Genomic DNA, 26,088 nt, shown 5'->3' with positions numbered 1-26,088 from the left:
CATCGGAACTTATAGATAATAATGGAGCAAAAAGACATTCACTGTAAAAAAGATAATATTAAAATTAGGCCTTTTTATTATAAAGGCTGGTTCCTATTTTTACTTAATTCACTAATATTTCTTTTCTTTGCTTGGATACTGCCTATTAGGTTTGAAACCAATGATGATATATTGATGTTGCTTATCAGTTCTGGAGATTACTCCGGAATTCCCGATGCACATTTAGTTTTTATTAATTATATATATGGAATATTAGTATCACATCTATATCTTTTTATACCGGAAATAGAATGGTATACAGTATTTTTTATATTTATACATATAGTATCTCTTACTATCATATCGTTTTCTATCCTTAATTCAAAAAAGAAAACTGCATATAAAATAGCCTTTACATTAATATTATATATGATAGAGATCTGGATAGTCCTCAATTTCCAGTTTACGACAACAGCGGCAATTTGCGCTATGGCTTCAGTAGTACTATTTAACTACCCGCAAACAAAATATAAAATTATTGCTGTTATATTATTCTTATTAGCCTCCTTGATACGCTTTGAAGCTGCATTTTTAGTCTTAATAATGTCCGGTCCTCTATTTTTGTTTGAATATTTTAATAATCCTACTATCAAGCTAAAACAAAATTTAATATTGCTATCGTTATTTTTTATCTTACCTGTAACAGCAAAATATATAGATATAAAAATATACAGTAAGGATAAACAATGGGATATGTATAAGGAATATAACTTCTACCGGGGGTTGATTCATGATAATCCGAATATAGTATCGGAAAAGGATTTACCTGAAACTGTATATGAATCTGACTACCTAATGTTAAGACTATTTTTCCCCGATACACAAATAGTAGATATTGATGTGCTAAAATCAATATATTTCAAAGCTAACAAGGTTGAATTTAAACAGAAGCTGATAAATATATATTACAATGTATTGCCTTATAAGTTTCTTTTATCGTGTATTCTAATTTTTTCAATAATCCAGATTTTTATTATAAAGGGTAGAATTAATGTGATTATACTGGTTGGAGCCATTGGATTATTTTTTCTCCTTTTATTTTATATATCCATTGACGCCACATTAAAACCTAGAGTATTTGTTTCAGCCTTGCTTGCATTTTGTTGGTTATTATTTTATATGCAAAACAATAATCAATACCGAAATAGATTGGATAATATTGGACTTATTTTTCTCTACATTTTTTTATTAATTGGAAGTATATATATTGGAAGACGATTGGATGAAAGAAAAACAGCAAATGATACTACAGAGCAGGAGAGTCTTATAGAGAATATAAAGTTAGAAAAGACTGATTATATGATATCATTTGGAGACGCTTTGAAGTTTGAGAATTATTCTCCATTTAAGATCTCAAATTTATATAAGAAATATCCGTTTTTGACATTAGGATGGTATTCTATGATACCATTTAATAAGAATCGATTAGAATCTCATACAGATATTATAGATAAGAACGCAATCTTAATAAGTAAAGATTGGGCTACAGCTGCTTTACCTAATTTACGCGAAAGTATTAAACTTCATTATAATACAGATGTTGAATTTACTATCCTTTCCGAAAGTAAACACTATTTTATATTAAGATTAAGGAAAGTTAATTGATCTTATTTTCATTCATTGTCCTTATCTTTATGAAACTAATAATTTACAAAACATATAATTATTATGATTCCATTTAATAAACCATATCTTACAGGCAAAGAAGCCCATTACATGTATCAGGCTGTATTTTCAGGAAAGATTTCCGGAAATGGGATATTTACCAAAAAATGCCATACATTTTTTGAAGACCGATACGGTTTTAATAAATGTCTTCTCACCACATCCTGTACCGATGCTCTGGAGATGGCTGCAATACTTATAGATACACAGCCGGGTGATGAAATTATAATGCCATCATATACATTTGTAAGTACAGCAAACGCATTTGTATTGAGAGGAGCCAAAATTGTATTCTGTGATTCTATGACCGATCATCCTAATATAGATACAGAAAAGATCGAATCTTTAATTACATCCAAAACCAAAGCGATAGTTTCTGTCCATTATGCAGGTTTTGCATGTGATATGGACAGGATCATGCATCTGGCGGATAAGTATAATTTGTATGTAATTGAAGATGCGGCACAAGCTATCGAGAATTATTACACAGGCAGCGATGGTATAAAAAGAGTACTTGGATCTATAGGACATTTAGCTGCTTTCTCTTTCCATGAAACGAAGAACATTATTTCGGGAGAAGGAGGAATGCTTGTTATTAATGATAATAAGTTTGAAGAAAGAGCTGAAATTATTTGGGAAAAAGGAACTAATCGATCGGCTTTTTTCAGGGGAGAAACTGATAAATATGGCTGGGTAGATGTTGGCAGCTCTTTTCTGCCGTCTGAGGTAATAGCTGCTTTTTTATGGGCACAACTGGAAAATCTGGAGGATATACAGAAGAAAAGACTGGAGATATGGACAAAATATAATGAAGGATTAAAAGATTTTGCCCGGGAGAATAATATTAAATTACCTTCTATACCCGAATACGCAACGAATAATGCACATATGTTTTATCTGGTTTGTGAGAGCCTGGAGCAAAGATCATCTATCATAGCACACCTCAAATCGAAAAATATCCTGAGTGTATTTCATTATTTAAGTTTACATACCAGTCCGTTTTATAAAGATAAACATGATGGACGGACACTGGCACAATGTGACAGATATGCTGATACTTTAGTACGACTACCTTTATATTATGATCTGACGGAAGAAGATATTTGTCTTATAATAAGAGAAATAAAGGGATCTGTTTAATATGAAAGAATCACGTTGGCTTTTATTATTTACTAATGTGAGATTTCAACTATGTTTAGGAATCTTTATCATAACACTGTGTTTTATGCCCTATCTGATAGAAGGCGAAAATATATATGTTCCTGTATTTGATAATCTTGATTCTAATGTTGTCTGGGCTAAAATGGTTCTCGATCAGGGAGGAATATTACTTCCGCCGGGGCAAATAGTTTACCAGATAATGAATGGTTTACCTCATGCCTCTGTATATGGAACTTATGATATTTGCCTTATATGGTTTCAGCTTTTAGGGATGTTCTGGGGCTATGTTATTAATAAATACCTCATAGCTTTGATCGGTTTTCTGGGGATGTATTATCTCCTAAAAAAATATTTCTTGTCTCCGAATTGTCCTTCTTATATTGTTTTGGGAGTTTCTGTTTTTTACGGTTTATTACCTTTTTGGTCGTTCAGCGCTTCTGTATCGGGGATACCTATGACTATACTGGTATTTTTAAATATAAGACAGGGTGAGAAAAACTGGTATAATTGGGCAATATTGCTTCTGTATGCATTTTATTCCTCGTTAATAACTGCCGGCTTTTTCGTACTGCTTTTAATGTTTATCCTTTTTGTAATAGATTGGATAAAAAAGAAGAAATTTAATATTCCTTTTTTTTTGTCAATGGCATTTCTCAGCACTATGTATATTCTAAGCCATCTTCCGTTATTCTATTCTTTTTTCTTTAGTTCGGATTTTGTATCACACCGTACAGAATTCCATTCTTATGAAGAGCCTATAAGAAATATTCTGCGGAATATTCAATATATTTTTATAAACGGTGATACATACGGGCATGCCGTTAGCTTACATAAATATATGATTCTTCCTATCATATTTGTATTAGCAATAATGATGAAGGATAGAAAAATAAACAGGTTATACATATCAGTTTTTGTATTTGTCATACTAACTTCAATTTTCTATGGCTTATATGATTGGTATAGATTGACTCCGCTACTACAAAAGATAGTACAGGTAATACCAATGGACTTTAGGCGGTTCTTTTGGCTACATCCTGTATGTTGGGCAATATTATTCTTTATGGCTATGTGCCATATCTATAACAGATTTAAATGGGGAAGATATGTAGCATATGTAATTCTACTGTTTCAGTTGGTTTATGTTGTTAGTGAGCAACCTTATATGGATAATAAAGATAACTCATCTTACAAATCATTTTATGCAGAACAACAATTTAATGATATTAAGTCATATATAGGAAAAGAGCCTTCGACCTACAGAGTAATAAATATACGGCTGCATCCTGCAATATCTCAGTATAACGGATTTTATACACTTGATGGTTTTTCGGCTAACTATCCATTATCCTATAAACATCAATTCAGGAAAATCATAGAGAAAGTGCTAGTAGAGGAGAAAAATATTTTTGATTGGTGGGGCTCACAATGCTATGCTTATACAAATGAAGGTGGCGCTGGTTCAAGAGTCCTTTACTATGTAAATGATGTCCCAAAGGTCAATCATCTCGATTATAACTATGATGTCCTGAAAGAGATGGGAGGAGAATATATCCTGTCTGCCATAGAAATAAATGAAGATAATAATCCACGTCTGCAACTACTAAAAGTATTTGACAACTATGCCGATTCTCAATGGGATATATATTTATATAAAGTGAATTAAGAGATTATATGCTATCAAGTCTATTTGATAAATATGGTATGTATTGTGGAATTGCTATTATTACCATAATCTTTCTTCCTTATGTAATTGAGGGGGAAGGTATACATACTCCTATATTTGATAATCTTGATTCGAATGTAGTATGGGCTAAGATGGTACTCGATGAAGGAGGATTATTTCTCCCACCGGGGGAAACAGTCGGTCAGATAATGGACGGCATACCTCATGCTTCTGTTTACGGAACATATGATATCAGCCTTGTCTGGTTTCAACTACTCGGATCGTTTTGGGGTTATGTTTTTAGTAAATATCTGATAGCACTGATCGGTTTCTTGGGAATGTACTTCCTTATACGTAAGTATTTATTAACTGACGGATCATCATCGAACATTGCATTAGCTGTAGCTGTCCTATTTGGCCTCTTGCCTTTCTGGTCTTTCTCAGCTTCAGTGGCGGGTATTCCTATGGTTGTACTTGCTTTTCTTAATATAAGGAAGGGGAATATATCTTGGTATAACTGGCTCATGCTGTTTGTCTATGCCTTTTACTCTTCTGCTGTAACTACAGGCTTCTTCGTCCTATTGATAATCGGCTGCTTGTTTTTAACGGACTGGGCGAGAAAGAAGAGATTCAATCTATATTTCTTTTTGTCAATGGTTTTCCTTTGCGGAATGTATATCATAAGTCATTTGCCTCTATTCTATTCCTTTTTATATGATTCCGATTATGTTTCTCATCGTGTAGAATTTCAGTTTTATGGAGTAGGGCTCAGACAAGTGGCAAAAGATGCACTTTCATTATTCGTTGACGGTGATGCATACGGTCATGCAATCAGTTTACAGAAATACATGCTGATACCTATTCTATTTATTTTATTATTAATGATAAAGAATAGGAAAGTCAATAAACTATATTGTTCTATTCTGCTGTTTTTGGTATTAACATCATTATTCTATGGCTTCTATGATTGGAATAAAACAGTAGGACTCGTATCAGAACTAGGGAAAATACTCCCTTTAGATCTCAAAAGATTCTTTTGGCTTCATCCTGTTTGCTGGGCTATCTTATTGTGCATGGCCTTATATTATATATACAATGAGATTAAATGGGGCAAACACATTGTCTCTATAATATTGCTGTTCCAGTTCTGTTATGTTATCAGCGAGCAGCCCTATTTTAAATATCGTGAGTTGCCGTCATACGGAGAATTCTATGCAGAGGAACAATTTCAAGATATAAAATCTTATATAGGAAAGGAGCCTTCTACCTACAGGGTGATAAGTATATGGCTGCATCCTGCTATCTCTCAATATAACGGATTTTATACAGTCGATGGTTTTTCAACTAGTTACCCCTTATCCTATAAGCATCAGTTCAGAAAGATAATAGAGAAAGAATTGGTTAAGACTAGAGATGTCTTCTTCGATATATGGGGCTCGCGATGCTATGCCTATTCATCGGAGTGCGGAGCAAATGACTTCTCATATGATAATAACCTGCCTGAAATACAACATCTCGACTACAACTATGATGTTCTGAAAGAGATGGGAGGAGAGTATATCCTATCGGCAGTCAATATAAATGAGGGCAATAATCCCCGACTACGACTCCTTAAAGTATTTGACGGGTATAAAGACTCACACTGGACTATATACCTGTACGAAGTGTTATAAAATAAGAAAGCAGCAAACCCATGTTTGCTGCTTTTTCATAATATATAGAGCGAATATCAAAATTCTGCATTATTAGGAGTCCGTGGAAATGGAACAACATCCCTTATATTCGTCATACCGGTAATAAAGAGGATAAGTCGTGCAAATCCGAGTCCGAATCCTGCATGAGGAGCTGTTCCGAACTTACGGGTTTCCATATACCACCAAATAGGCTCGGTATTCATATTCATTTCTTTAGTACGCTGCAGAAGTTTGTCATAGTCGGATTCGCGTTCCGAACCACCGATAATTTCTCCGATCTTAGGGAAAAGCACATCCATACCTCGCACTGTTTTTCCATCCTCATTCTGCTTCATATAGAACGACTTTATTTCTTTCGGATAATCGGTAAGAATAACCGGACGTTTAAAATGTTTTTCTACAAGATAGCGTTCATGCTCCGATTGCAGGTCGGCTCCCCAGTAGACAGGGAATTCAAATTTGTGCCCGCTCTTTTCCAATATCTCTACTGCTTCGGTATAGGTCAGACGGATAAAGTCATTAGCTATTACGAAGTTTAAACGTTCGATAAGCTCCTTATCAAACATTTCGCTCAGGAATGCAATATCATCCTTGCAATGTTCGAGAGCATAGCGGATAAGATATTTAAGGAAGTCCTCAGCCAAATCCATATTATCGTGGATATCGTAGAAAGCAACTTCCGGTTCTATCATCCAGAATTCGGCAAGGTGGCGTGGTGTATTAGAGTTTTCGGCACGGAACGTAGGGCCGAATGTATAAATAGCACCCAGAGCCATAGCTCCGAGTTCACCTTCTAGCTGGCCTGATACGGTTAGGTTTGTCTGACGTCCGAAAAAATCTTCTTTATAATCTACTTCTCCACTCTCAGTGTGAGGTACATTATTGAAATCCATAGTTGTTACCTGAAACATCGAGCCAGCTCCTTCTGCGTCGGAAGCTGTAATGATAGGCGTATGGAAATAAAAGAATCCATGATCGTTAAAGTACTTATGTATAGCATATGCCATGTGGTGACGGATACGGAATATTGCACCGAATGTATTGGTACGCGGACGCAGATATGCAATTTCCCTTAAGAATTCGAGAGAATGTCCTTTCTTCTGCAAAGGATATGTTTCAGGGTCTGCTGTTCCGTATATCTCTATCGTATCGGCCTGAATTTCGGCACTTTGTCCTTTTCCCTGCGATTCTACCAGTTTACCTATTACATGGATGCAAGCACCTGTAGTAATGGGCTTGAAGAATTCTTCCCCGAATTTCTGAACATCGGCTACAATCTGCAGATTATGAATTGTAGATCCGTCATTGAGATGGATAAAGTTTACGTATTTATTACCACGGATGGTTCGAACCCAGCCTTTAACATCTACTGTAGAACCGAATTTTGGTTCTTTAAATACATCTACAATTTTTGTTCTGCGAATACTTTCCATGTTGAACTATATTTATCTGTTTTTAAGTGCACAAAGATAATAAAAGTGAATCTTTTCAGCTAACATTCATTCTTTTACTTTTTAGTTATACGGGCAAAATTTGATAAATACAATTTCTTCTTATAGCATATAGATAAATTTATCAGAATAAGATGCACAAAAAAGCGCAGGACTAATCCCGCGCTTTCTATATAATAAGATGTGTAATGACTTTTTTATTCAAATGCTCCCATACGTAGCATATTCACTTCTTTTTCTGACAGGTAACGCCATTTTCCGCGAGGTATATTTTTCTTGGTAAGACCTGCAAAATATACACGGTCGAGCTTCATTACCTGATAGCCAAGTTTTTCGAATATACGGCGTACAATACGGTTGCGGCCTGAGTGGATTTCAATGCCTACTACGTTCAACATGTCTTCTGCCTGATAAGCGATAGAGTCTGCATGGATTTCTCCGTCGTCCAGTTCAACACCATCGGCAATAGTCTGCATATCTTCAATAGCTACATCCCTGTCGAGGGTAACCTGATAGATTTTTTTCTTCTTGAATTTTGGATGCATCAGTTTCGAAGCCAGATCACCATCATTGGTAAGCAAGAGTACACCTGTTGTATTTCTGTCGAGACGTCCTACGGGATAGATGCGTTCAGGACATGCATTCTTTACCAGATCCATTACCGTCAGACGGTTTTGAGGATCATCCGAGGTAGTCACACAATTTTTCGGTTTATTCAGAAGAACATATACTTTGCTTTCCAGACGTACCGGCTGATCCTGGAATGTAACCAGATCGCCACGGGTAACTTTAGCTCCCAATTGATCTACAACCTCACCGTTAACCTTTACTACGCCGGCTGTTATATATGCATCGGCTTCGCGACGTGAACATACACCCGCATTTGCAAGATATTTATTCAGACGTAATGGTGTATTCGGATCTATATTTTCTTTGTACTTAACCGGTTTAACCAGTCTCTTTACTCCACCGCCGGGTGAAGGTCTTCCGCCACCGCCACGGTTGTTGTTATAGCCACCTCCTCCTGAAGGACGACGGTTGTCATATCCGCCACCGCCACGGTTATCGTAGCCACCTCTGTTGTCTCTGTTTCCATAAGAAGAACGGTTGTCGCCACCTCTGTTGTTGGAGTATCCACCTCCACCGCGGTTGTCATATCCTCCACCTCTATTATTGGAGTATCCTCCGCCTCTGTTATCAGAGTATCCCCCTCTATTACCTGACGGGCGGCTTTGATTTCCATATGAGTTATTTCCGTAAGGACGGCGGTCTCCACCGTCATTCCTGTCGTAAGATGGCCTAGGACGGTCGTTATTATATCCACCGCCTTGTTGTCTGTCACCTCCCGATTTGTAAGGATTCCTGTCCCTGTCCGAATTATTGTCGTAGGCCTGTTTGCGTAAATCTCCTACACGGGCACGTTTCTTTTTAACGGGATCAGACCCGCCTGTTTTGTTTTCTGATGATGAGTAGCCATCCCGGCCTTCTCTATCATTTCCATTGTCTGTAATCATTTTATTCCTTCTTGTTTTTTAATAAATACGATACCTGTTTTTATAACCTCACGGTTAGATTTAGTATTATACACCAGTGTATGAATGTGGCGTAATTTTCCTAAGTTCATTTTTCACGGTTTCACTCACATCTAATCCGTTTATGAAGTCTGCGATAGATTCTGCTGTTATCATAGAATTAGTGCGTGTAAGTGCTTTTAAAGCCTCGTAAGGTTTTGGATAACCTTCGCGACGTAAAATAGTTTGGATTCCTTCCGCCACCACCGCCCAGCAATTTTCCAAATCATCATATAACGCCTTCTCGTTCAATAACAATTTGTCCAATCCTTTCAGCGTGCTTTGTATAGCTATCACAATATGTCCCATCGGTACGCCTACATTACGTAATACAGTGGAGTCCGTAAGGTCGCGCTGCAAACGGGATATAGGTAACTTAGAGGATAAATGTTCAAGTATGGCATTAGCAATTCCCAGATTTCCTTCCGCATTTTCGAAATCGATAGGGTTTACTTTGTGCGGCATTGCCGATGAGCCTATTTCACCTTCTTTGATTTTTTGTTTGAAATATTCCATCGATATATACTGCCAGAAATCCCTGTTGAGATCGATCATTATAGTGTCTATTCGTTTCAGTCCGTCGAAGACTGCCGCCAGATTGTCGTAGTTCGATATTTGCGTCGTCCATTCTTCCCTGACAAGTCCCAGTTTTTCCGATACGAATTTATTGCCAAAAGCTTTCCAGTCATACGACGGGTAAGCTACATTATGTGCATTATAGTTTCCTGTTGCTCCACCGAACTTGGCCGACAGAGGAACTGATTTTAATAAGTTTAATTGTCCTTCCAGCCTGCTGACGAATACCATGATTTCCTTGCCAAGACGGGTAGGAGAGGCCGGTTGGCCGTGAGTTTTTGCCAGCATGGCAATTTCAGCCCATTCGGTAGCATATCCCTTAAGTTTTGCTATAAGTTCTTCAAGCATCGGATAATATACATCATTCAATGCATCTTTAAGAGAAAGCGGTATGGAGGTATTATTTATATCCTGCGATGTAAGTCCGAAGTGTATAAACTCTTTATACTCTTCTAATCCCAGCCTGTCAAATTCTTCTTTGATAAAGTATTCAACCGCTTTTACATCATGATTTGTTATTTTTTCCGTGTCTTTGATACGTAATGCATCCGCTTCTGAAAAATCGGTTACTATCTTTTTCAGATCGGTAAAAACAGCTTTATTTATATCTTTCAACTGAGGGAGAGGCAATTCGCAAAGGGCGATAAAATACTCTATCTCGACTAATACGCGATACTTTATCAATGCATATTCTGAAAAATAATTAGCTAGTTTTTCTGTTTTATTACGATAACGTCCATCTATGGGTGAAATGGAGGTTAAGGGTGTTAGTGTCATTTCGTTGCCAGAAATTTTGTGTTTTTTACTTAGAGTTTCCTTTCGATATCACTATTTACTTTAATCTACTGCAAATATATAACAAATATATGTGACAAAGAGTTTTACTAAAAGGAAATTATTTATCTTTTTCATCTTTTTTACGGTTTTTTTTGCATGATGTAACATCCGATTCAGTAATCAAGGTTTTTGTTAATCTCTCCTGCGAGTTCCGGCGGATAATAATTTGATATATCGGCTTTTCTTAAGAATCCGAATGTCCAGTTCTTACCTCCGTCGAGGGACTCGGTGACAAGCTTTATTGACGAATGGACGATTTCGTCTATGCCGTTCAGTTTTTGCTCTGTTTCCTGCCTGACTACTGAATAATAATTGTCGCCTTGCCCTTTTATAATTTTGGCTTCCGGCATTATTTCGATTCTCATATATTCAATCTCACCTATCGGATGTGACGACTCCTCAAGGCTTCTGATATATACCTCTTTGCCGCCGTTCATCCGCAGAATGACGGGAAGTGTATATTCTGCCATATTCTGTATGTCGATAATCTCCAGACTATTGCTGTATGCTTTTGCATCTATCAGCATATTCTTTATCCGGTCGTCGTCACTTTGCGGGTTTTCTACCTTGCTTGCTATACTATTGCAGGATGATAACAGTATAACAGTAAGTAAGAGATAAATATATTTCATCTTAATCGTTCCTTATCTTTCAATAGCTGTTCAAAGCCTTAGTAATTCTCGTCTTTTCGTCTTCCGTCAATGATATATAGAAAGGCAGGCTGAGAACTTCGTCCTGTAACTGTTCGGCTACAGGCAGTTTCAGATCTTTCAATTCGCTGTAAGCCGGCTGTTTATGTATGGCCAGCGGGTAATGTATCTGTGTAAATATTCCTTTTGTTTCCAAATATGACTGAAGCCTGTCACGTTCTTTTGTACGAATCACATATAAGTGAAAAACGTGGCTTGTCGGCTCTTTATTGTATGGCAGGATGATATTTTCGTTCTTAATATTCCGGCTGAAATAAGAAGCCAATTCCTTGCGTTTTTGATTCTCTTCATCCAGCTGTTTCAGTTTTACGGATAGGATAGCAGCCTGTATTTCATCCAGACGCGAGTTTATACCTTTATACTGATGTATGTATTTTTTGCCAGAGCCGTAATTCGACAGACTTCGAATAATATCTGCCAGCTTTTTATCATCGGTTGTTACCGCTCCCGCATCTCCCAACGTTCCCAAATTCTTTACCGGATAGAAGCTAAATGCTGCGGCATCGGCAAGGCTTCCCGTTTTCTTCCCTTGATGTGTGGCACCATGTGCCTGTGCTGCATCTTCTATCAACTTTAGGTTGTATTGGGTTGCTATCTGCTTTAGTTCATTCATTGCAGCAACCTGACCATAGAGGTGTACGGCAATGATTGCTTTCGTGCGCGATGTAATCTTTTCTTTTACTGATTGAGACTCGATATTGTATGTGCGGTTATCACAGTCGGCAAGTACGGGAACCAGTCCACACTGTGATACAGCTAAAGCTGTAGCGATGAATGTATTGGCAGGAAGAATAACTTCGTCGCCTTTCTGTATTGTCCCCTGATCCATATAGCCCATTAGTATCAAACGAATGGAATCTAGTCCGTTGCCTACGCCAATGCAATGATTTACACCACAATAAGCCGCAAATTCTTTCTCGAATTTCTCCTTTTCCTCTCCTGATATATACCAGCCCGAATCGATGACGCGTGATACAGCCTCTTTTATTTTGGCGGCATAACGTTCATTTTCTCGTTTGAGGTTTAGAAAAGGAATTTTCATTATTTTATATTTACATTAATTAACTCTATTTGGTTAAAAAGTAACAAAAGTAACGAATTTATAGCCGTTAGCTGATAGCTTCTAGCGGTTAGCTTTTTCGTATAGAAATTTCAAAAAGGTAACAAAAGTAACGTTTTTTCCACTTATACTTTATTTGTTACATTTCTCTTTTTTCAAAGACCGATAAGCACTACTGCTTACCATATAGATAAATTTATTACCCCAGTATTAATGTGCCAGCATCGCCTTTGCATTCTGAATAGCAGCTTCGGTAATGGTTGAGCCACTTAGCATACGGGCAATTTCGTCCAGTCGTTCGGCATCCGATAAAATATCGAGATGAGTGGTAGTTGACGATTCATTATCCGATTTATATACTTTATAATGTGTTCGTCCTTTAGCGGCGATTTGCGGCAGATGCGTAATGGCAATTACCTGCATATTTTTACCGAAGTCGAGCATTATCTGTCCCATTTTATCTGCTATCTCTCCCGAAACCCCCGTATCTATTTCATCAAAAATGATAGTCGGTAGAGCTGTGGCTCCTGCAATCATTGACTTGAGGCAAAGCATCAGCCGTGAAATTTCACCCCCTGATGCTATATTGGCAACAGGCTGTAAAGGTGCATTTTTATTAGCTGAGAATAAGAATAGTATGTTATCGATACCAAAATTATTGGGATGATTTTCTGTAATTACCTCACATTTGAATTTGATATTCGGCATGCCAAGATAAGCTACTTTTGCCTCTAATTCTTTCTCAAATTTAGGGATAATAGTCTTACGTCTGTCGCTTAATTTTTTAGCCAATTTCAAGGCCTTGTCGTATTTCTGAAATACTTCTTTTTCCAAAGCTTCCAATTGCTGATCGGAAGAATCGATATTTTCCAGTTTATGTGCCAATTCTTCATATAGGCTCAGCAAACCTGAAACCAATGATATATGGTGCTTTTTCTGTAAGGAATAAATCAGATCGAGCCGCGATTCTATATAAGACAGCCGCTCGGGATTGAATTCCACATCTTCTGCCGTGCGCTCCATTTCCGAAGCTAAATCTTTCAGGTCGATATATGCCGTTTGCAAACGCTGCGATATTTCATCAGCTTTTGGATACACCTTAGTAAGTGATTGAGAAGTATTCAGGCTTTCTTTCAATATGGGAACGATGCCTCTTTCGTCGTTTGATAATAGGGAGTCGATTTTATATAGAGCTGATTTTATATCTTCTGCATTGTTCAGCAGTTCCTGTTCAGCTTCCAGTTCTTCCTGCTCTCCTTCTATCAATGCCGCTTCGTGCAACGCCTGATATTGGAAACGCAGGTAATCTTCTTCTTCTTTACTTTTCTTTACAGCCTCTTTTAGTTCTGCCAGCTCCTTTTCAGATTGCTTATATTGATGAAAAGCCTGTTGATACTCTTTCAATAAAGATTTATTTCCTGCCAGTGCATCTACAACCTGCATCTGGAAACGGCTGTCTGTCAATAGGAGATTCTGATGCTGCGAATGTATATCAATAAGCTGGCCACCCAGTTCTTTCAGGTCGTTTAAGCTGACAGGCGAATCGTTTATAAATGCCCGTGATTTTCCTGTAGAAAGTATTTCCCTGCGCAGAATATAGCTGTCGGGATCATATTCTATCCCTCTTTCTTCGCAAAAATCCTTCAGGTCGTATGCCGATACATCGAAAGAGCCTTCGATAATGCATTTATTCTCCCCTTGCTTTATCGCCTTTATATCCGCTCGTTGCCCAAGTATAAGAGAAAGTGCGCCCAGAATAATTGATTTTCCCGCACCTGTCTCCCCTGTAATAACAGAGAAGCCGGATTCGAAATCAATTTCGAGGCTATCTATTAATGCATAATTTTTTATATAAAGTGATTTTAGCATAGCTAAAGATAATCATCATTTTGTGAAATTCACATTCAAAACTACAATTTCCGATACTGTACCAATACGGAACTGAGGACCGGCAAGGCCGAGCCCGGACGAAACATATACATGTGTATTCCCTTTTTTCTTATAGCCGTAAGGTATTTCATACATCGATCTTAGTTTTTTGTCTTCCGGTATGATTCCCGTATTATAAATAGCAGACGATATAGCCATAATTGTATTTACAGGGAAAAACTGCCCGTTGTGGGTATGCCCGTATACAGCAATATCCGCCCCGTTATCAGCTTCTTCATAGAGGCGGTGCGGCTCATGATTCATAACGATGACAGGTAAATCTTTATTTACTCCCTGCATTATTTGTGGGAGAGATTTTCTCGTTTCACACATATCATCTTCACGGCCAACCAGATAGAATGAATCTGCTATCAGTATTGTCGTATCTCTCAATACGGTTAGTCCTGCATATTTACTGAGCCAGTGGATTTTCTCATCTTTTTCTTCGTCTCCCAGTTCAATATATTCGTGGTTGCCTGTGGTCGCATAGACCCCATACGGTACTTTCAGACGGTGAAATTCTGTTTCCATATGCTGTTCGTATAGCGATTTGACATCGTAGTCTATAATATCTCCCGGCAGCAATATTATATCAGGCTTCTGTTCCATTATTTTATCTACATACATAGATATAATTCCCTTATCGATAAGATATCCTGCATGTATATCCGTAGCCACCACAACCCGTAAGTTCTTTACATTCGGAGAATGCTTCTCTACCGTCAAATCCATTTCGGTAACAACAGGATTCCAGAAACGGTAACTACCGTATCCCATGGAAGCGCAAACTATGAGTAGAGAAGAACAGAAATAAATCAGCCGTGACTTTTTGGCTTTTAGATCTATCGGAATTATATTTTTCTTCTTGTTTATATATTTTAGTAAATCATATAACAATAACAGTACTGTCATGTAAATAGTGAAAATCATCCAAGAAGTGCCCACCCAAGCGAAATTGTGAAGGGCATCGAACGGTAGAAGTCCGGTTCCCGAGGTGAAAAAGCCGATAAAATAAATGGTTAGTTCTATTATATAAATAGATGCGTACGGAATCTTTATGTAATTCTTGTCGGGCAATCCCTGCCAACCGCGCCAGTAGATATAGGCGCTGAGAAAAATCTGGACGATTATCGCATTAAAGAATACTCTCATTATTTTTTATTGATGTCTATGACTACATATTCCGATTGTGTACCTATACGGAACTTACCGCCCCAGATACCAATACCCGAACTGACGTATATATTTGCGTTTCCTTTTTTTACAAATCCGTGGTCTTTTTCATAAATGGCATTCGTGATTGCCGATATCGGCCAAACCTGTCCCTGATGCGTATGTCCTGATATTTGCAGGTCGATGCCGTATGCTTCGGCTTCTTCAAGATGATATGGCTGATGGTCGAGAAGTATAAGCGGTTTAGACTTATCGAGGCTGTCCGTCAGTTCTTTCAATGGTCTGCGCCATTCATTGGACCTGTCGTCGCGCCCGATAACGTAAAAGTTGTTATTCACCAGTGCCGCACTATCTTTTAGTACATGTATGCCCGCTTTTTCCAGAAATTCGAGGCTGTTTTTCAATCCGCTTATATATTCATGGTTGCCCAGACAGGCATAAATTCCCAGAGGTGCTTTTATCTTGTGGAAGCTTTCTGCAAAATTCCCTTCATTTAGCGGACGCACGCTGTTGTCTATGACATCTCCGGCAATCAAGACAATATCGGGATTTTCAGCATTAATGGTATTTATCCATCCTTCGAATTCTTTCTTACCGATGCCGTAGCCAAGATGCAGGTCGCTAATGGCAACAATTCGTAAAGAACGATTAGCAGTGGAATCGCCTATTGTCTTATATATCTGAATAGGCACATCTACGCGTACTTTCCACTGGTATTTGATATAGCCGCAAATCATAAACAAGGCGATAAAGCCTATCATAAAGCTAAAACCTACCCAGTTTTCTTTTGTATAGCGGGTAATTGCATCGGCAGGCATAAAATGCAAAAAACGGTTAGCCAACCCGAACAGGTCTTTAAATGCAAGTATAATAAAGAAATACAACATAATGAAAAACCATGCCGTACCTATTTTATATAATACCGATGTTAGCCATACAGGCATTGCATCGCCTGCGAGAAAAGAAATAAAGAATGACGAAACTGCTATGACTGCAAACGAAACAAGGGCGACCCTGCCGATTGTATTCGGCGGCATAGCAACCCATATATGTTGAAAGACATAGAAATTTACGAGGAGGTATACAATGAATATTATTATAAACATAATCGGTTTCATTCAGACTTAATGATAGTTTTAGAACCTACAAAGATATATAATCCTGTGTATTATAATTTATTTGTGATAAAAAAAGAGTAGCCGGCAAAGACCACTCTTCTGTATATAGATTATTCAATTACATGTCAATTGCGTCTGCCGCCCAATGCTATCATTATATAATAAAGCAATGTGGCAAGTGAACCGATTGCAGCAATCACATAGGTATAAGCTGCCCATTTCAGAGCATCCTTGGCCATATCATGATTACTTGTATTTGTCACTCCTGCTGTATTAAGCCATGCTAATGCTCTTTGGCTAGCATTGATTTCAACAGGCAAAGTAATAAAACTGAATATGGTTGTCATGGCAAAAAGTCCGATACCTATCCATATCAGCGCAGGAAAGCTTTGTATAAAGATAATGCCGGCAAGAATCACCCATGTTACCCATGACGAAGCAAAACTAACTACAGGTACAAGTGCCGACCGCATTTTTAATGGCCCGTAAGCATGTGCATGCTGTACGGCATGACCGCATTCGTGAGCAGCAACTGCAGCGGCAGCCACACTGTTGCTGGAATAGACACCTTCACTCAGGTTTACTGTTTTATTGGAAGGGTTATAGTGGTCGGTAAGCATTCCTCCTGTGGAGACAACTTTAACATCATATATCCCGTTTTCATGAAGCATTTTTTCTGCCACATCCCGTCCCGTCATTCCACTGGCAAGCGGAATTCGGGAATATTTATTAAACTTGCTCTTAAGCATCTGGGATACAGCCAGACTGGCAAGCATTATAATTCCGAATAAAATCCAACCTATGTACATATATTTCTTTTTAGTGTTTGTTAATAAAGAAACAAAAAATGTGCCAACAATGTTTGCCGACACACTCTATATTCTTAAAAAACATTATTATCGTATTATTGTCTGTGCCCTGTCAGATTCCTAACTAAACGATTAGGATAGGTACGTCCAAGATATGTATAAGCAGCCCATTTCAGAGCGTTTTTAGCCATATCATGATTGCTTTTATTTGTCGCTTCTGCTGTATTGAGCCACGCCAAAGCTCTCTGGCTGGCGTTCATTTCCACAGGCAGTGTGATGAAACTGAATATGGTTGTCAGCGCGAAAAGTCCTATTCCTATCCATATTAACGGCGGAAAACTCTGTATTAATATAATGCCTGTAAGTATAATAAATATTATTACCCATGGTGAAGCATAGCTAAAGACAGGTACGAGTGCGGAGCGCATTTTCAGCGGCCCGTAAGCATTTGCATGCTGTACGGCATGGCCGCATTCGCGAACAGCAATGGCCGCAGCAGCCGCACTATTGCTTGAATAAACTCCTTCACTCAGGTTTAGTGTTTTGTTGGCAGGATTATAGTGGTCGGTAAGCATTCCTCCTGCGGAGACTATTTTTACATCATGTATTCCATTGTCGTGGAGCATTTTTTCAGCTACATCACGTCCTGTCATTCCACTGGCAAGCGGAATTCTGGAGTATTTAATAAACTTGCTCTTTAGCATCTGGGATACAGCCAGACTGGCAAGCATTATTACTCCGAATAAAATCCAAGCTATATACATGTTTTTCTTTTTAGTGTTTGTTAATAAAGAAGCAGAAAATGTGTCAACAATGTTTGTCAGCACACTATTCTAAAAAACATTATTATCGGATTATGGTCTGCGCCCTGTCAGGTCCTAAAGAAACAATACGGATAGGTACGCCAAGTTCGCTCTCCAGAAATGCAACATATTGTTTGAACTCAGTAGGGAATTCATCTTCTTTTTGCATTTTTGTCATATCTGTTTGCCAGCCTTTCATATCCACGTAGACCGGAGTGATATTATCTTCTGTTTCGAATGGAAATTCGGTTGTTTTCTGACCATTTATTTCATAACCTACACATGCCCTGATGGTTTCGAATGTATCGAGCACGTCACTCTTCATCATGATCAGCTGTGTTACGCCGTCTATCATAATCGCATATCGCAGTGCCACAAGGTCTATCCAGCCACAACGGCGCGGACGTCCTGTCACAGAACCGAATTCGAATCCGTATTCACGCAGCTTGTCACCTGTTTCATCGAATAACTCAGTCGGGAACGGCCCACTGCCTACGCGGGTACAGTAAGCCTTAAAGATACCGAAGACTTCACCTACCGACTGTGGCGCAATACCAAGGCCTGTACATGCTCCTGCGCTTATTGTATTTGAAGAAGTTACAAAAGGATAAGAGCCGAAATCGATATCGAGCATTGTTCCCTGTGCGCCTTCGGCAAGAATTTTCTTTCCTTCCTTTACCGCATTGTTAATATAATGTTCGCTGTCGATAAAAGTAAATTCTTTTAGTTTAGCCACTCCGTCGAACCATTCTTTTTCTATTTCAGCCAGTGAACTGGTATCATGGCCGTATTGCTGAAGCGTTCTCAGATGTTTAGACTTAGCTTTATTGTATTTTTCATCGAAATTATGCAGTATGTCACCAACACGCAGGCCGTTTCGGCTTACTTTGTCAGTATAAGTGGGGCCTATGCCTTTTCCGGTAGTTCCTATTTTCGAATCACCTTTTGCCGCTTCGTAGCAGGCATCGAGCAATCGGTGTGTAGGCAGGATAAGATGGGCTTTTTTAGATATAAGCAGGCGTTTTTTCAGTTCGTGGCCGGACGACTCCAGCGATTCTATTTCTCCTTTGAAAAGTGCCGGGTCGAGAACGACACCGTTTCCGATTATATTAATCTTGTTTCCCTGAAAAATACCGGAAGGAACAGAACGCAATACATACTTTTTCCCTTCGAATTCGAGGGTATGACCGGCATTCGGTCCTCCCTGAAAACGAGCTACTATTTCATATTCGGGAGTAAGTACGTCCACTATTTTGCCTTTTCCCTCATCTCCCCATTGCAAGCCTAGCAATACATCTACTTTCATTTCTTTTTAATACGTGTATTTTTATTTTCTGTTAGTTTATTCTTTTTTTCTTCTGCTTTTTTAGCGCGCATGCATTTATTGCATATACCATATATATACATGCTGTAATAGCTAATTTTGAAACGCTGCAGTTTTTTTTGCTGGGCGGGAGTAAACAGGTTTCCATTCTTATGTTCTTTTACTTCTCCACAACTCAGACAAATCAGATGATCGTGATTTTCATTTCCGTAAGCCCGTTCGTATTGCGAAACATTCGCCCCGAACTGATGCTTAACGACCAGACCACAATCGAGCAGTAACTCGATCGTATTATATAATGTAGCGCGGCTTACCCTGAAACTGGATTCTTTCATTGCATTATACAGAGAATCCATGTCAAAATGTCCTTTCGTAGAATAGATATGCTCAAGTATGGCATATCTTTCGGGGGTTTTACGATGTTTATGCAGACCGAGATAGTCCGTGAACTCGTTTTTGACTTGTTCCTTCAGTTTTGAATTGTCCATTTACTAGAAAAATCTGGTACGAACAAAAATACATCTTTTTAATAGAATATCAGGCACTATAGGTGAGAAAAAGTTATTAACTATTTAGAACCTGTTTAAATTTTCCACAAATATTTTTCTATTGGCATTCAAATCCTGTTTTTTGTCATAAATTTTGCTCTTTTTTGTAAAATTGAAACTTTTCTTTTACTCAAATAGCAGGTTATTATCGCAAAATCAAGCTCCAATTTTTCTAAAAAACAGCTATAATTTATTTGACAAGCAAAATTCTAACAGGTTCTTAGAATTTATCTAATTTGGTTTTTGTTATTCACGTTCCATTACGGAAATGAATAAAAATAAAAAAGAGAACTCTCCCGAGCTCTCTTTTTTGAAAGGAAATCAAAAAGAATATTATAATAAATATTCAGGTTAGTATGTTTATTCGTCCAGTGGTTCGTCCACTGTATATTTATATTCTACGGTAGCTGTTTTAGTTTCTCCGTTGGATTCTTTCCATGTTATTTCGAAAGTCACCTTATCCCGTCCTTCTGTCTTATAAGGTTTCAGGTTGAAACTTACATAGCCTCTTACCGGATATTTAGCAGGTTCGTCCTTGTTCACATTGTGCCGAAATTCCAGTTTCACTATATCCTTATCCAGTGACAGATCAGTTTCTGCCGATACCAGATTCAACATATGCGGCTCTTTTTCACCTGTATTATAGGCAAATTTAAAATTCAGGTAATCGCCGCCTTCCCATACAGAGGTTACTTTTATCGGATCGTTGCCGATGCTGTCTTGTCTGAATTTATCGTCCGGATCTATGTAAATGGCGTTTTTAGTTAGCACATCATAATAATCGTTCAGCCTTATATAATGGTCATATCCGTCCTTTTCGTCCGATAATATGGTGAAATTAATCACAGCTCTATCGTATTTGGGCTTCCATTTTACTCCCACCGGAGCAGCAACCCATAATTTTTCTCCGTTATCGCGGACAAACGAATAAGTATTCTCGTCTATCTTTTGTACTGTTACAATATCCTCCCAAAAATTGCCGAGAGAATATCCGTCAATATCATCACAAGACGAGAAACCCAGTGCTAAAACCGAGCATAAAATCAGTGTTGAAAATAATTTTCTATACCTTCTCATCTTTTATGTAAAAAACTTTGATTGATAATAATTAATATTCCTTACACATAATAGATGCTCAATATATAGGTCATGTTGCATGAATAAATCTAAATAAATGTTAAAGAATTGCGATTTTAATACAAGTAGGGTAAGTTATCTTTTTTGCCTGAAGAATTCTTTTACCAAAGAAGCGCATTCTTCTTCCAATATTCCTGATACTACGGTTGTTTTAGTATGTAATATACCGGGAGAGAAAAGCGAATAACCTTTCTTTTCATCTTTCGCACCGTACACAATTTTTGATATTTGTGACCAAAGCAATCCTCCTGCACACATCGGGCACGGCTCTAAAGTCACATATAAGGTGCAATCTTTAAGATATTTTCCTCCGAGAAAATTCGCTGCGGCAGTTATAGCCTGCATCTCTGCATGGGCGGTGACATCATTCAGCGTTTCGGTAAGGTTATGAGCACGCGCGATAATCCTCCCTTGACAAACAACGACGGCACCTATCGGCACTTCGTTCTTATCGAAAGCAATCTGAGCCTCGTTAAATGCCTGACGCATATAATGTTCATCGTTCAGAATGGTAGTCATCGGCGCATTTCGTTTTCACCGAAAAGGGTAGGGTAGTCCTGTTCCAGGTTTTTAAGAATATGGGCAATAAGTGTTTCTCTGCACCAGCGGGAGCGGTTAGCTATCTTATACTTTTTCATATAAGATGCTATGAGTGCATATTCTTCATCGTTGAGCGAAAAAAGAAGATGCTTGGTTCGGTTACTTGCTGCTCCTTTCTTATTAGGTTTCATTATCGCAAAAGTAAACACTAATCTCAATATGTGAAAGAATTTACAATAGAATATTCATCTATTTGCCGTTTATGTGACCATCTTCTTCGAAATTTATCCGTAGTTGTACAGCTTCTGCCCAGTTTGTTTCATCATCACTGTTTTTTAATCCCAGCCCTATCAGTCGTACTTTGGGAGAGAGATCGACATTTTGCAACAATTCAAATCCCTCTTTGTAGAATGTGTCATAATCCACAATCGGTGTATTGAATGTTTTACTGCGGGTAATGATTTTAAAATCGGCATATTTTATTTTCAATGTGATTGTACGCCCTTTAAATCCTTTTTTTTCGATATCAGAGAAGGCATCTTTTGCTACAATATCGAGTTCGAGCGCTAATTCGTCTATATTATCTATATCCCTGTCGAAAGTGGTTTCCGAACTTATGGACTTACGTATGCGCTGCGATTCTACAGGCCGCTCGTCTATTGCTCTTGCGTTGAGGTAATAGACATGCCCTGCCTTTCCAAAGTGGGCAACCAGTTCATTTTCGCTTCGTTGTTTTAAGTCCCAGCCTGTTTTTATCCCTAAATCATGCATATATTTAGCTGTAACTTTCCCCACACCAAAAAATTGTTCGATAGGAAGTGATTCGACAAATTTTTCAGCCATTGCAGGTTTCACCACGAATAATCCGTTGGGCTTATTGTAGTCGGAAGCTATTTTTGCAAGGAATTTATTGAATGATACTCCTGCTGAAGCTGTGAGTCTTGTTGCGTCGAATATTTTCTCCTTAATCTCTTTTGCTATCTGTGTAGCGGAGGCAATATTCTTATGGTTATGTGTCACATCGAGGAAGGCTTCATCCAGTGACAGGGGCTCTACAATATCCGTATATTCATGGAAAATATCCATCACTTGCCGCGATACACTTTTATAAACATCGAATCGGGCAGGAACAAATATTATGTGAGGGCATTTCCGCAATGCTGTTTTCGATGCCATGGCAGAGCGTACCCCATAGCGGCGGGCTTCATAGCTGGCGGCAGCTACTACGCCTCTCGGTCCCGCATATCCCACAGCCAGCGGTTTACCTCTATATTCTTTGTTGTCGCGCTGTTCGATAGAGGCATAGAATGCATCCATGTCTACATGGATTATTTTACGCATATTTTCCTTTCTTTCGTAAATGGATTATAATAGCGAAAGATACAAAAATCATTTTTTAAAATAATCATATCAAATTGTTAAACCCGTAGTAAATCGAGTGTCTGTAAATTTATATCTTTATATGTGCCACAATTGAATTACACCAAATAATATACCTGTATATCATGAAAAAACTAATCTTTATTTTTACTAGTGTATTTTTAACATGCTTTAGCCCATATGCCTTTCCGGGAATAGGGATCAAAAGCATGCGCACCGAAATGAGAACGAATCCGGACGGAATCGATATCCAATCGCCCCGTTTTATGTGGCAGATTATATCCGATAAGTCCGATGTCAGCCAGACCGCCTATCAGATTATTGTAGCAGAATCGCAAAAGGATTTGAACAAACAGACTAATTTATCATGGAATTCCGGAAAAGTAACATCCGGCAGTTCTATATTCATTCCTTATGAGGGTAAGCCGCTGCAATCGCGCAAAACCTATTACTGGAAAGTAAAAGTGTGGACAAACAAGGGGGAATCTCCTTGGAGCGAAGTTGCCAACTGGACAATGGCCTTGTCAAAAGAAGACTGGCAGGCTAAATGGATAGGATTGGATAAATCTATCAATGAAGGGGATAAACTGGAAGGAGAAACCCGCCTTGCTGCAAGATACTTGCGCAAAGAATTCCAATTACCGGCACAGATACGGAAAGCAAAAGTTTATATTACAGGATTGGGTTTCTATGAGTGCTATGTTAACGGGCAAAGAGTAGGTAAAGATGTATTTGCCCCTACGGCAACCGATTATACAAAGCATGTAAACTATAATGTATACGATGTTACGGATTTACTTTCTAATGGTGTAAATACAGTGGGAGTAATACTCGGCAACGGCCGTTATTTCTCGATGCGCAATACAGGCGTCCGTCATTTCGGTTTCCCTAAAATGCTGATGCAGTTGGAAGTGGAAGACCAATACGGAAAGATAACCACCATAGCCAGTGACGATACATGGAAGCTCACTACTAACGGGCCGATTATTGCCAACAATGAATTTGACGGAGAAGAATATAACGCAAATCTCGAATTGACTGGCTGGTCTGAAAAGGGATATAATGATAGCAGCTGGCTGCCGGCCTCTATCGTAGATGAGCCGGGCGGTGAGCTTATTGCCCAGCGAAATCCGAACATTCAGGTGATGAAAGAGCTGAAGCCCTTATCGGTGAAGAAAACATCACGCGGAACATATATGGTAGATATGGGTCAAAATATGGTCGGTTGGCTTGCTGTTAACTTGAAGGGCGCAAAGAATAAACCGATAAAAATGGTATTTGCCGAATCGCTGAAAGACGACGGAAGCTTATATATGGCCAATTTGCGTAGTGCCAGAGTAACGGATATATATACTCCGGCAAAGGACGGTAATTTTACATGGGAGCCCCGTTTTACATATCACGGATTCCGCTTTGCCGAAATAACAGGATTGAATTATGAGCCTGCACTAAGTGATTTTAAAGGAAAGGTCATTTATGATGAGATGAAAGATGTAGGAACTTTCGAGTCGTCTGATCCTACCTTAAATCAAATTTACCATAACGCCTACTGGGGTATCATAGGCAACTATCGCAGCATGCCAACCGACTGTCCGCAACGCGACGAGCGTATGGGCTGGCTGGGCGACAGAGCTATGGGTTGTTTCGGAGAAAGCTTCATGCTGGATAATGCTTTGCTTTATCAGAAGTGGGTACAAGATATAGAAGATGCACAGAATGCAGCCGGAAACGTGCCTTGTGTTGCGCCTACTTACTGGGAGGTAAGAGATGAGAATGTGACATGGCCGTCGGCTTATATATTTGCAGCCAATATGCTTTATGAACAATATGGCGATACACGTCCTATCATGACTCATTATGCATCCATGAAAAAGTGGATGGAGTATACCATTGCAAATTTTATGACCGACTATATAGTGACTAAGGATAGATTCGGCGACTGGTGTATGCCGCCCGAAAGACAGGAACTCATCCATTCCGAAGACCCTGCAAGGAAAACAGACGGTGCCATATTGAGTACAACTTTTTTCTATCGGCTTTTACAGGTTATGAGCAAGTTTGCGGTTATCAATAATAATCTGTCGGATCAGAAAGAGTTCGATGATCTTGCCTTGAAAATGAAAAACGCCTATAACGAAAAATATCTTAATAAGGAAACCGGACAATATGGCAACAATACCGTTACGGCAAATATACTTTCGTTGATGTTGGGGCTTACTCCTCCCGAATATCAGGACAAGGTTTTTTCTAATGTCATCGAGAAAACGGAAGGAGAATTTAAGAGCCATGTGAGCACAGGATTGGTCGGTATAGGATACCTCATGCGTGGGCTTACTGAATACGGCAGGTCTGATCTGGCATACACGATTGCAACCAACAGGACTTATCCTAGCTGGGGGTATATGATCGAAAACGGGGCAACAACCATATGGGAACTCTGGAATGGAAATACGGCTGATCCGGCCATGAATTCGCATAACCATGTGATGCTACTCGGAGATTTGCTGATATGGTACTATGAATCATTGGCAGGGATAAGCACAGATAAGGATATGATCGGATTTAAGAAAATCAATATGAAGCCTATCTTCCCTGAAAAACTGGATTATGTAAAAGCGTCATACGAATCGGTATACGGGAAAATCCGCAGCGAATGGAAAAAGGGTTCAAATACAATAAACTGGGAAATAGAAATACCTGCCAATACTACCGCTGAGGTAATGTTGCCGAAAGGTATGACTTTGGATAAAAAGAAGAATACAGGAATTACAGATAAGAAGGGTATTGACGGTACCACTTCTTATATTCTTACTTCTGGCAAACATACGCTGACTATAAAATACTGAAAAACTAATATGTCTTATAAATCCCCTTTGGCTTATTCCTGAGGGGATTTT

Annotated in this window: 21 protein-coding genes; 5 read left to right on the top strand and 16 right to left on the bottom strand. The window is 38.6% G+C overall.

The window, feature by feature from the left end; all coding sequences use genetic code 11:
* The first annotated feature begins 21 nt into the window (after window positions 1-21).
* The 4 genes from K348_RS0109725 (at window position 22) to K348_RS0109710 (ending at window position 6,204) form a co-directional block, all read left to right on the top strand.
* Window positions 22-1,644 (top strand): hypothetical protein, encoded by a 1,623-nt coding sequence (locus K348_RS0109725; RefSeq protein WP_029904781.1) that lies wholly within the window; start codon window positions 22-24, stop codon window positions 1,642-1,644.
* Between the two features lie 63 nt (window positions 1,645-1,707).
* A complete protein-coding gene (gene rffA / locus K348_RS0109720; protein WP_029904780.1) occupies window positions 1,708-2,844 on the top strand; it encodes a dTDP-4-amino-4,6-dideoxygalactose transaminase in 1,137 nt (378 codons plus the stop codon).
* A gap of 1 nt (window position 2,845) precedes the next feature.
* On the top strand, window positions 2,846-4,531 hold the full coding sequence (locus K348_RS0109715; RefSeq protein ID WP_029904779.1) for a DUF6044 family protein: 1,686 nt from the start codon (window positions 2,846-2,848) through the stop codon (window positions 4,529-4,531).
* Window positions 4,532-4,539: 8 nt separating this feature from the next.
* Complete coding sequence (locus K348_RS0109710) at window positions 4,540-6,204, top strand: DUF6044 family protein (RefSeq protein WP_156032847.1); 1,665 nt, start codon at window positions 4,540-4,542, stop codon at window positions 6,202-6,204.
* A 56-nt stretch (window positions 6,205-6,260) separates the two neighbouring features.
* On the opposite strand, the gene asnS is transcribed toward K348_RS0109710, so the two are convergent.
* The 16 genes from asnS to dinB form a co-directional block, all read right to left on the bottom strand.
* Entirely contained in the window at window positions 6,261-7,658 is a 1,398-nt protein-coding gene (gene asnS, locus K348_RS0109705) for an asparagine--tRNA ligase (RefSeq protein WP_029904777.1), read from the bottom strand.
* Window positions 7,659-7,873: 215 nt separating this feature from the next.
* Window positions 7,874-9,190, bottom strand: a complete 1,317-nt coding sequence (locus K348_RS0109700) for a pseudouridine synthase (protein WP_029904776.1) — start codon at window positions 9,188-9,190, stop codon at window positions 7,874-7,876.
* A gap of 66 nt (window positions 9,191-9,256) precedes the next feature.
* A complete protein-coding gene (gene purB, locus K348_RS0109695; protein ID WP_029904775.1) occupies window positions 9,257-10,600 on the bottom strand; it encodes an adenylosuccinate lyase in 1,344 nt (447 codons plus the stop codon).
* A gap of 173 nt (window positions 10,601-10,773) precedes the next feature.
* Window positions 10,774-11,292: a hypothetical protein gene (locus K348_RS0109690; protein WP_029904774.1), complete on the bottom strand. Its 519-nt coding sequence runs from the start codon at window positions 11,290-11,292 to the stop codon at window positions 10,774-10,776.
* 19 nt (window positions 11,293-11,311) lie between these two features.
* The gene (locus K348_RS0109685) at window positions 11,312-12,412 is read right to left on the bottom strand and encodes a DegT/DnrJ/EryC1/StrS aminotransferase family protein (RefSeq protein WP_029904773.1); all 1,101 of its coding nucleotides are present in this window, start codon (window positions 12,410-12,412) and stop codon (window positions 11,312-11,314) included.
* Window positions 12,413-12,640: 228 nt separating this feature from the next.
* A complete protein-coding gene (recN, locus tag K348_RS0109680) occupies window positions 12,641-14,299 on the bottom strand; it encodes a DNA repair protein RecN (protein WP_029904772.1) in 1,659 nt (552 codons plus the stop codon).
* Between the two features lie 15 nt (window positions 14,300-14,314).
* Window positions 14,315-15,511 (bottom strand): metallophosphoesterase, encoded by a 1,197-nt coding sequence (locus K348_RS0109675; protein ID WP_029904771.1) that lies wholly within the window; start codon window positions 15,509-15,511, stop codon window positions 14,315-14,317.
* A complete protein-coding gene (locus tag K348_RS0109670; RefSeq protein ID WP_231496768.1) occupies window positions 15,511-16,638 on the bottom strand; it encodes a metallophosphoesterase in 1,128 nt (375 codons plus the stop codon). Before K348_RS0109670 ends, K348_RS0109675 begins: the two co-directional genes overlap by 1 nt.
* Window positions 16,639-16,775: 137 nt before the next feature.
* Window positions 16,776-17,459 carry a zinc metallopeptidase gene (locus tag K348_RS0109665; protein ID WP_029904769.1) on the bottom strand — a complete coding sequence of 228 codons (684 nt, stop codon included), beginning with the start codon at window positions 17,457-17,459 and terminating at the stop codon, window positions 16,776-16,778.
* 95 nt (window positions 17,460-17,554) lie between these two features.
* The gene (locus K348_RS0109660; protein ID WP_051697755.1) at window positions 17,555-18,223 is read right to left on the bottom strand and encodes a zinc metallopeptidase; all 669 of its coding nucleotides are present in this window, start codon (window positions 18,221-18,223) and stop codon (window positions 17,555-17,557) included.
* A gap of 82 nt (window positions 18,224-18,305) precedes the next feature.
* Complete coding sequence (locus K348_RS0109655) at window positions 18,306-19,568, bottom strand: adenylosuccinate synthase (RefSeq protein ID WP_029904767.1); 1,263 nt, start codon at window positions 19,566-19,568, stop codon at window positions 18,306-18,308.
* The gene (locus K348_RS0109650) at window positions 19,565-20,074 is read right to left on the bottom strand and encodes a Fur family transcriptional regulator (protein ID WP_029904766.1); all 510 of its coding nucleotides are present in this window, start codon (window positions 20,072-20,074) and stop codon (window positions 19,565-19,567) included. Before K348_RS0109650 ends, K348_RS0109655 begins: the two co-directional genes overlap by 4 nt.
* Before the next feature lie 420 nt (window positions 20,075-20,494).
* On the bottom strand, window positions 20,495-21,211 hold the full coding sequence (locus K348_RS18410; RefSeq protein WP_036930402.1) for a NigD-like protein: 717 nt from the start codon (window positions 21,209-21,211) through the stop codon (window positions 20,495-20,497).
* A 135-nt stretch (window positions 21,212-21,346) separates the two neighbouring features.
* Window positions 21,347-21,790, bottom strand: a complete 444-nt coding sequence (locus tag K348_RS0109640; RefSeq protein ID WP_029904765.1) for a nucleoside deaminase — start codon at window positions 21,788-21,790, stop codon at window positions 21,347-21,349.
* Window positions 21,787-22,002 carry a hypothetical protein gene (locus K348_RS0109635; protein WP_029904764.1) on the bottom strand — a complete coding sequence of 72 codons (216 nt, stop codon included), beginning with the start codon at window positions 22,000-22,002 and terminating at the stop codon, window positions 21,787-21,789. The genes K348_RS0109640 and K348_RS0109635 overlap by 4 nt, the downstream gene beginning before the upstream one ends.
* Window positions 22,003-22,060: 58 nt before the next feature.
* On the bottom strand, window positions 22,061-23,152 hold the full coding sequence (gene dinB, locus K348_RS0109630) for a DNA polymerase IV (RefSeq protein ID WP_029904763.1): 1,092 nt from the start codon (window positions 23,150-23,152) through the stop codon (window positions 22,061-22,063).
* A 164-nt stretch (window positions 23,153-23,316) separates the two neighbouring features.
* On the opposite strand from dinB, the gene K348_RS0109625 reads away from it, so the two are divergent.
* On the top strand, window positions 23,317-26,037 hold the full coding sequence (locus K348_RS0109625) for an alpha-L-rhamnosidase (protein ID WP_029904762.1): 2,721 nt from the start codon (window positions 23,317-23,319) through the stop codon (window positions 26,035-26,037).
* Window positions 26,038-26,088 lie beyond the last annotated feature (51 nt).

The sequence above is a fragment of the Prevotella sp. 10(H) genome (genome assembly GCF_000711235.1).
Classification (GTDB): Bacteria; Bacteroidota; Bacteroidia; order Bacteroidales; family Dysgonomonadaceae; genus Dysgonomonas.
The sequence above is the reverse complement of the archived record's forward strand: the minus strand, read 5'-3'. Positions and strand labels throughout refer to the sequence as shown.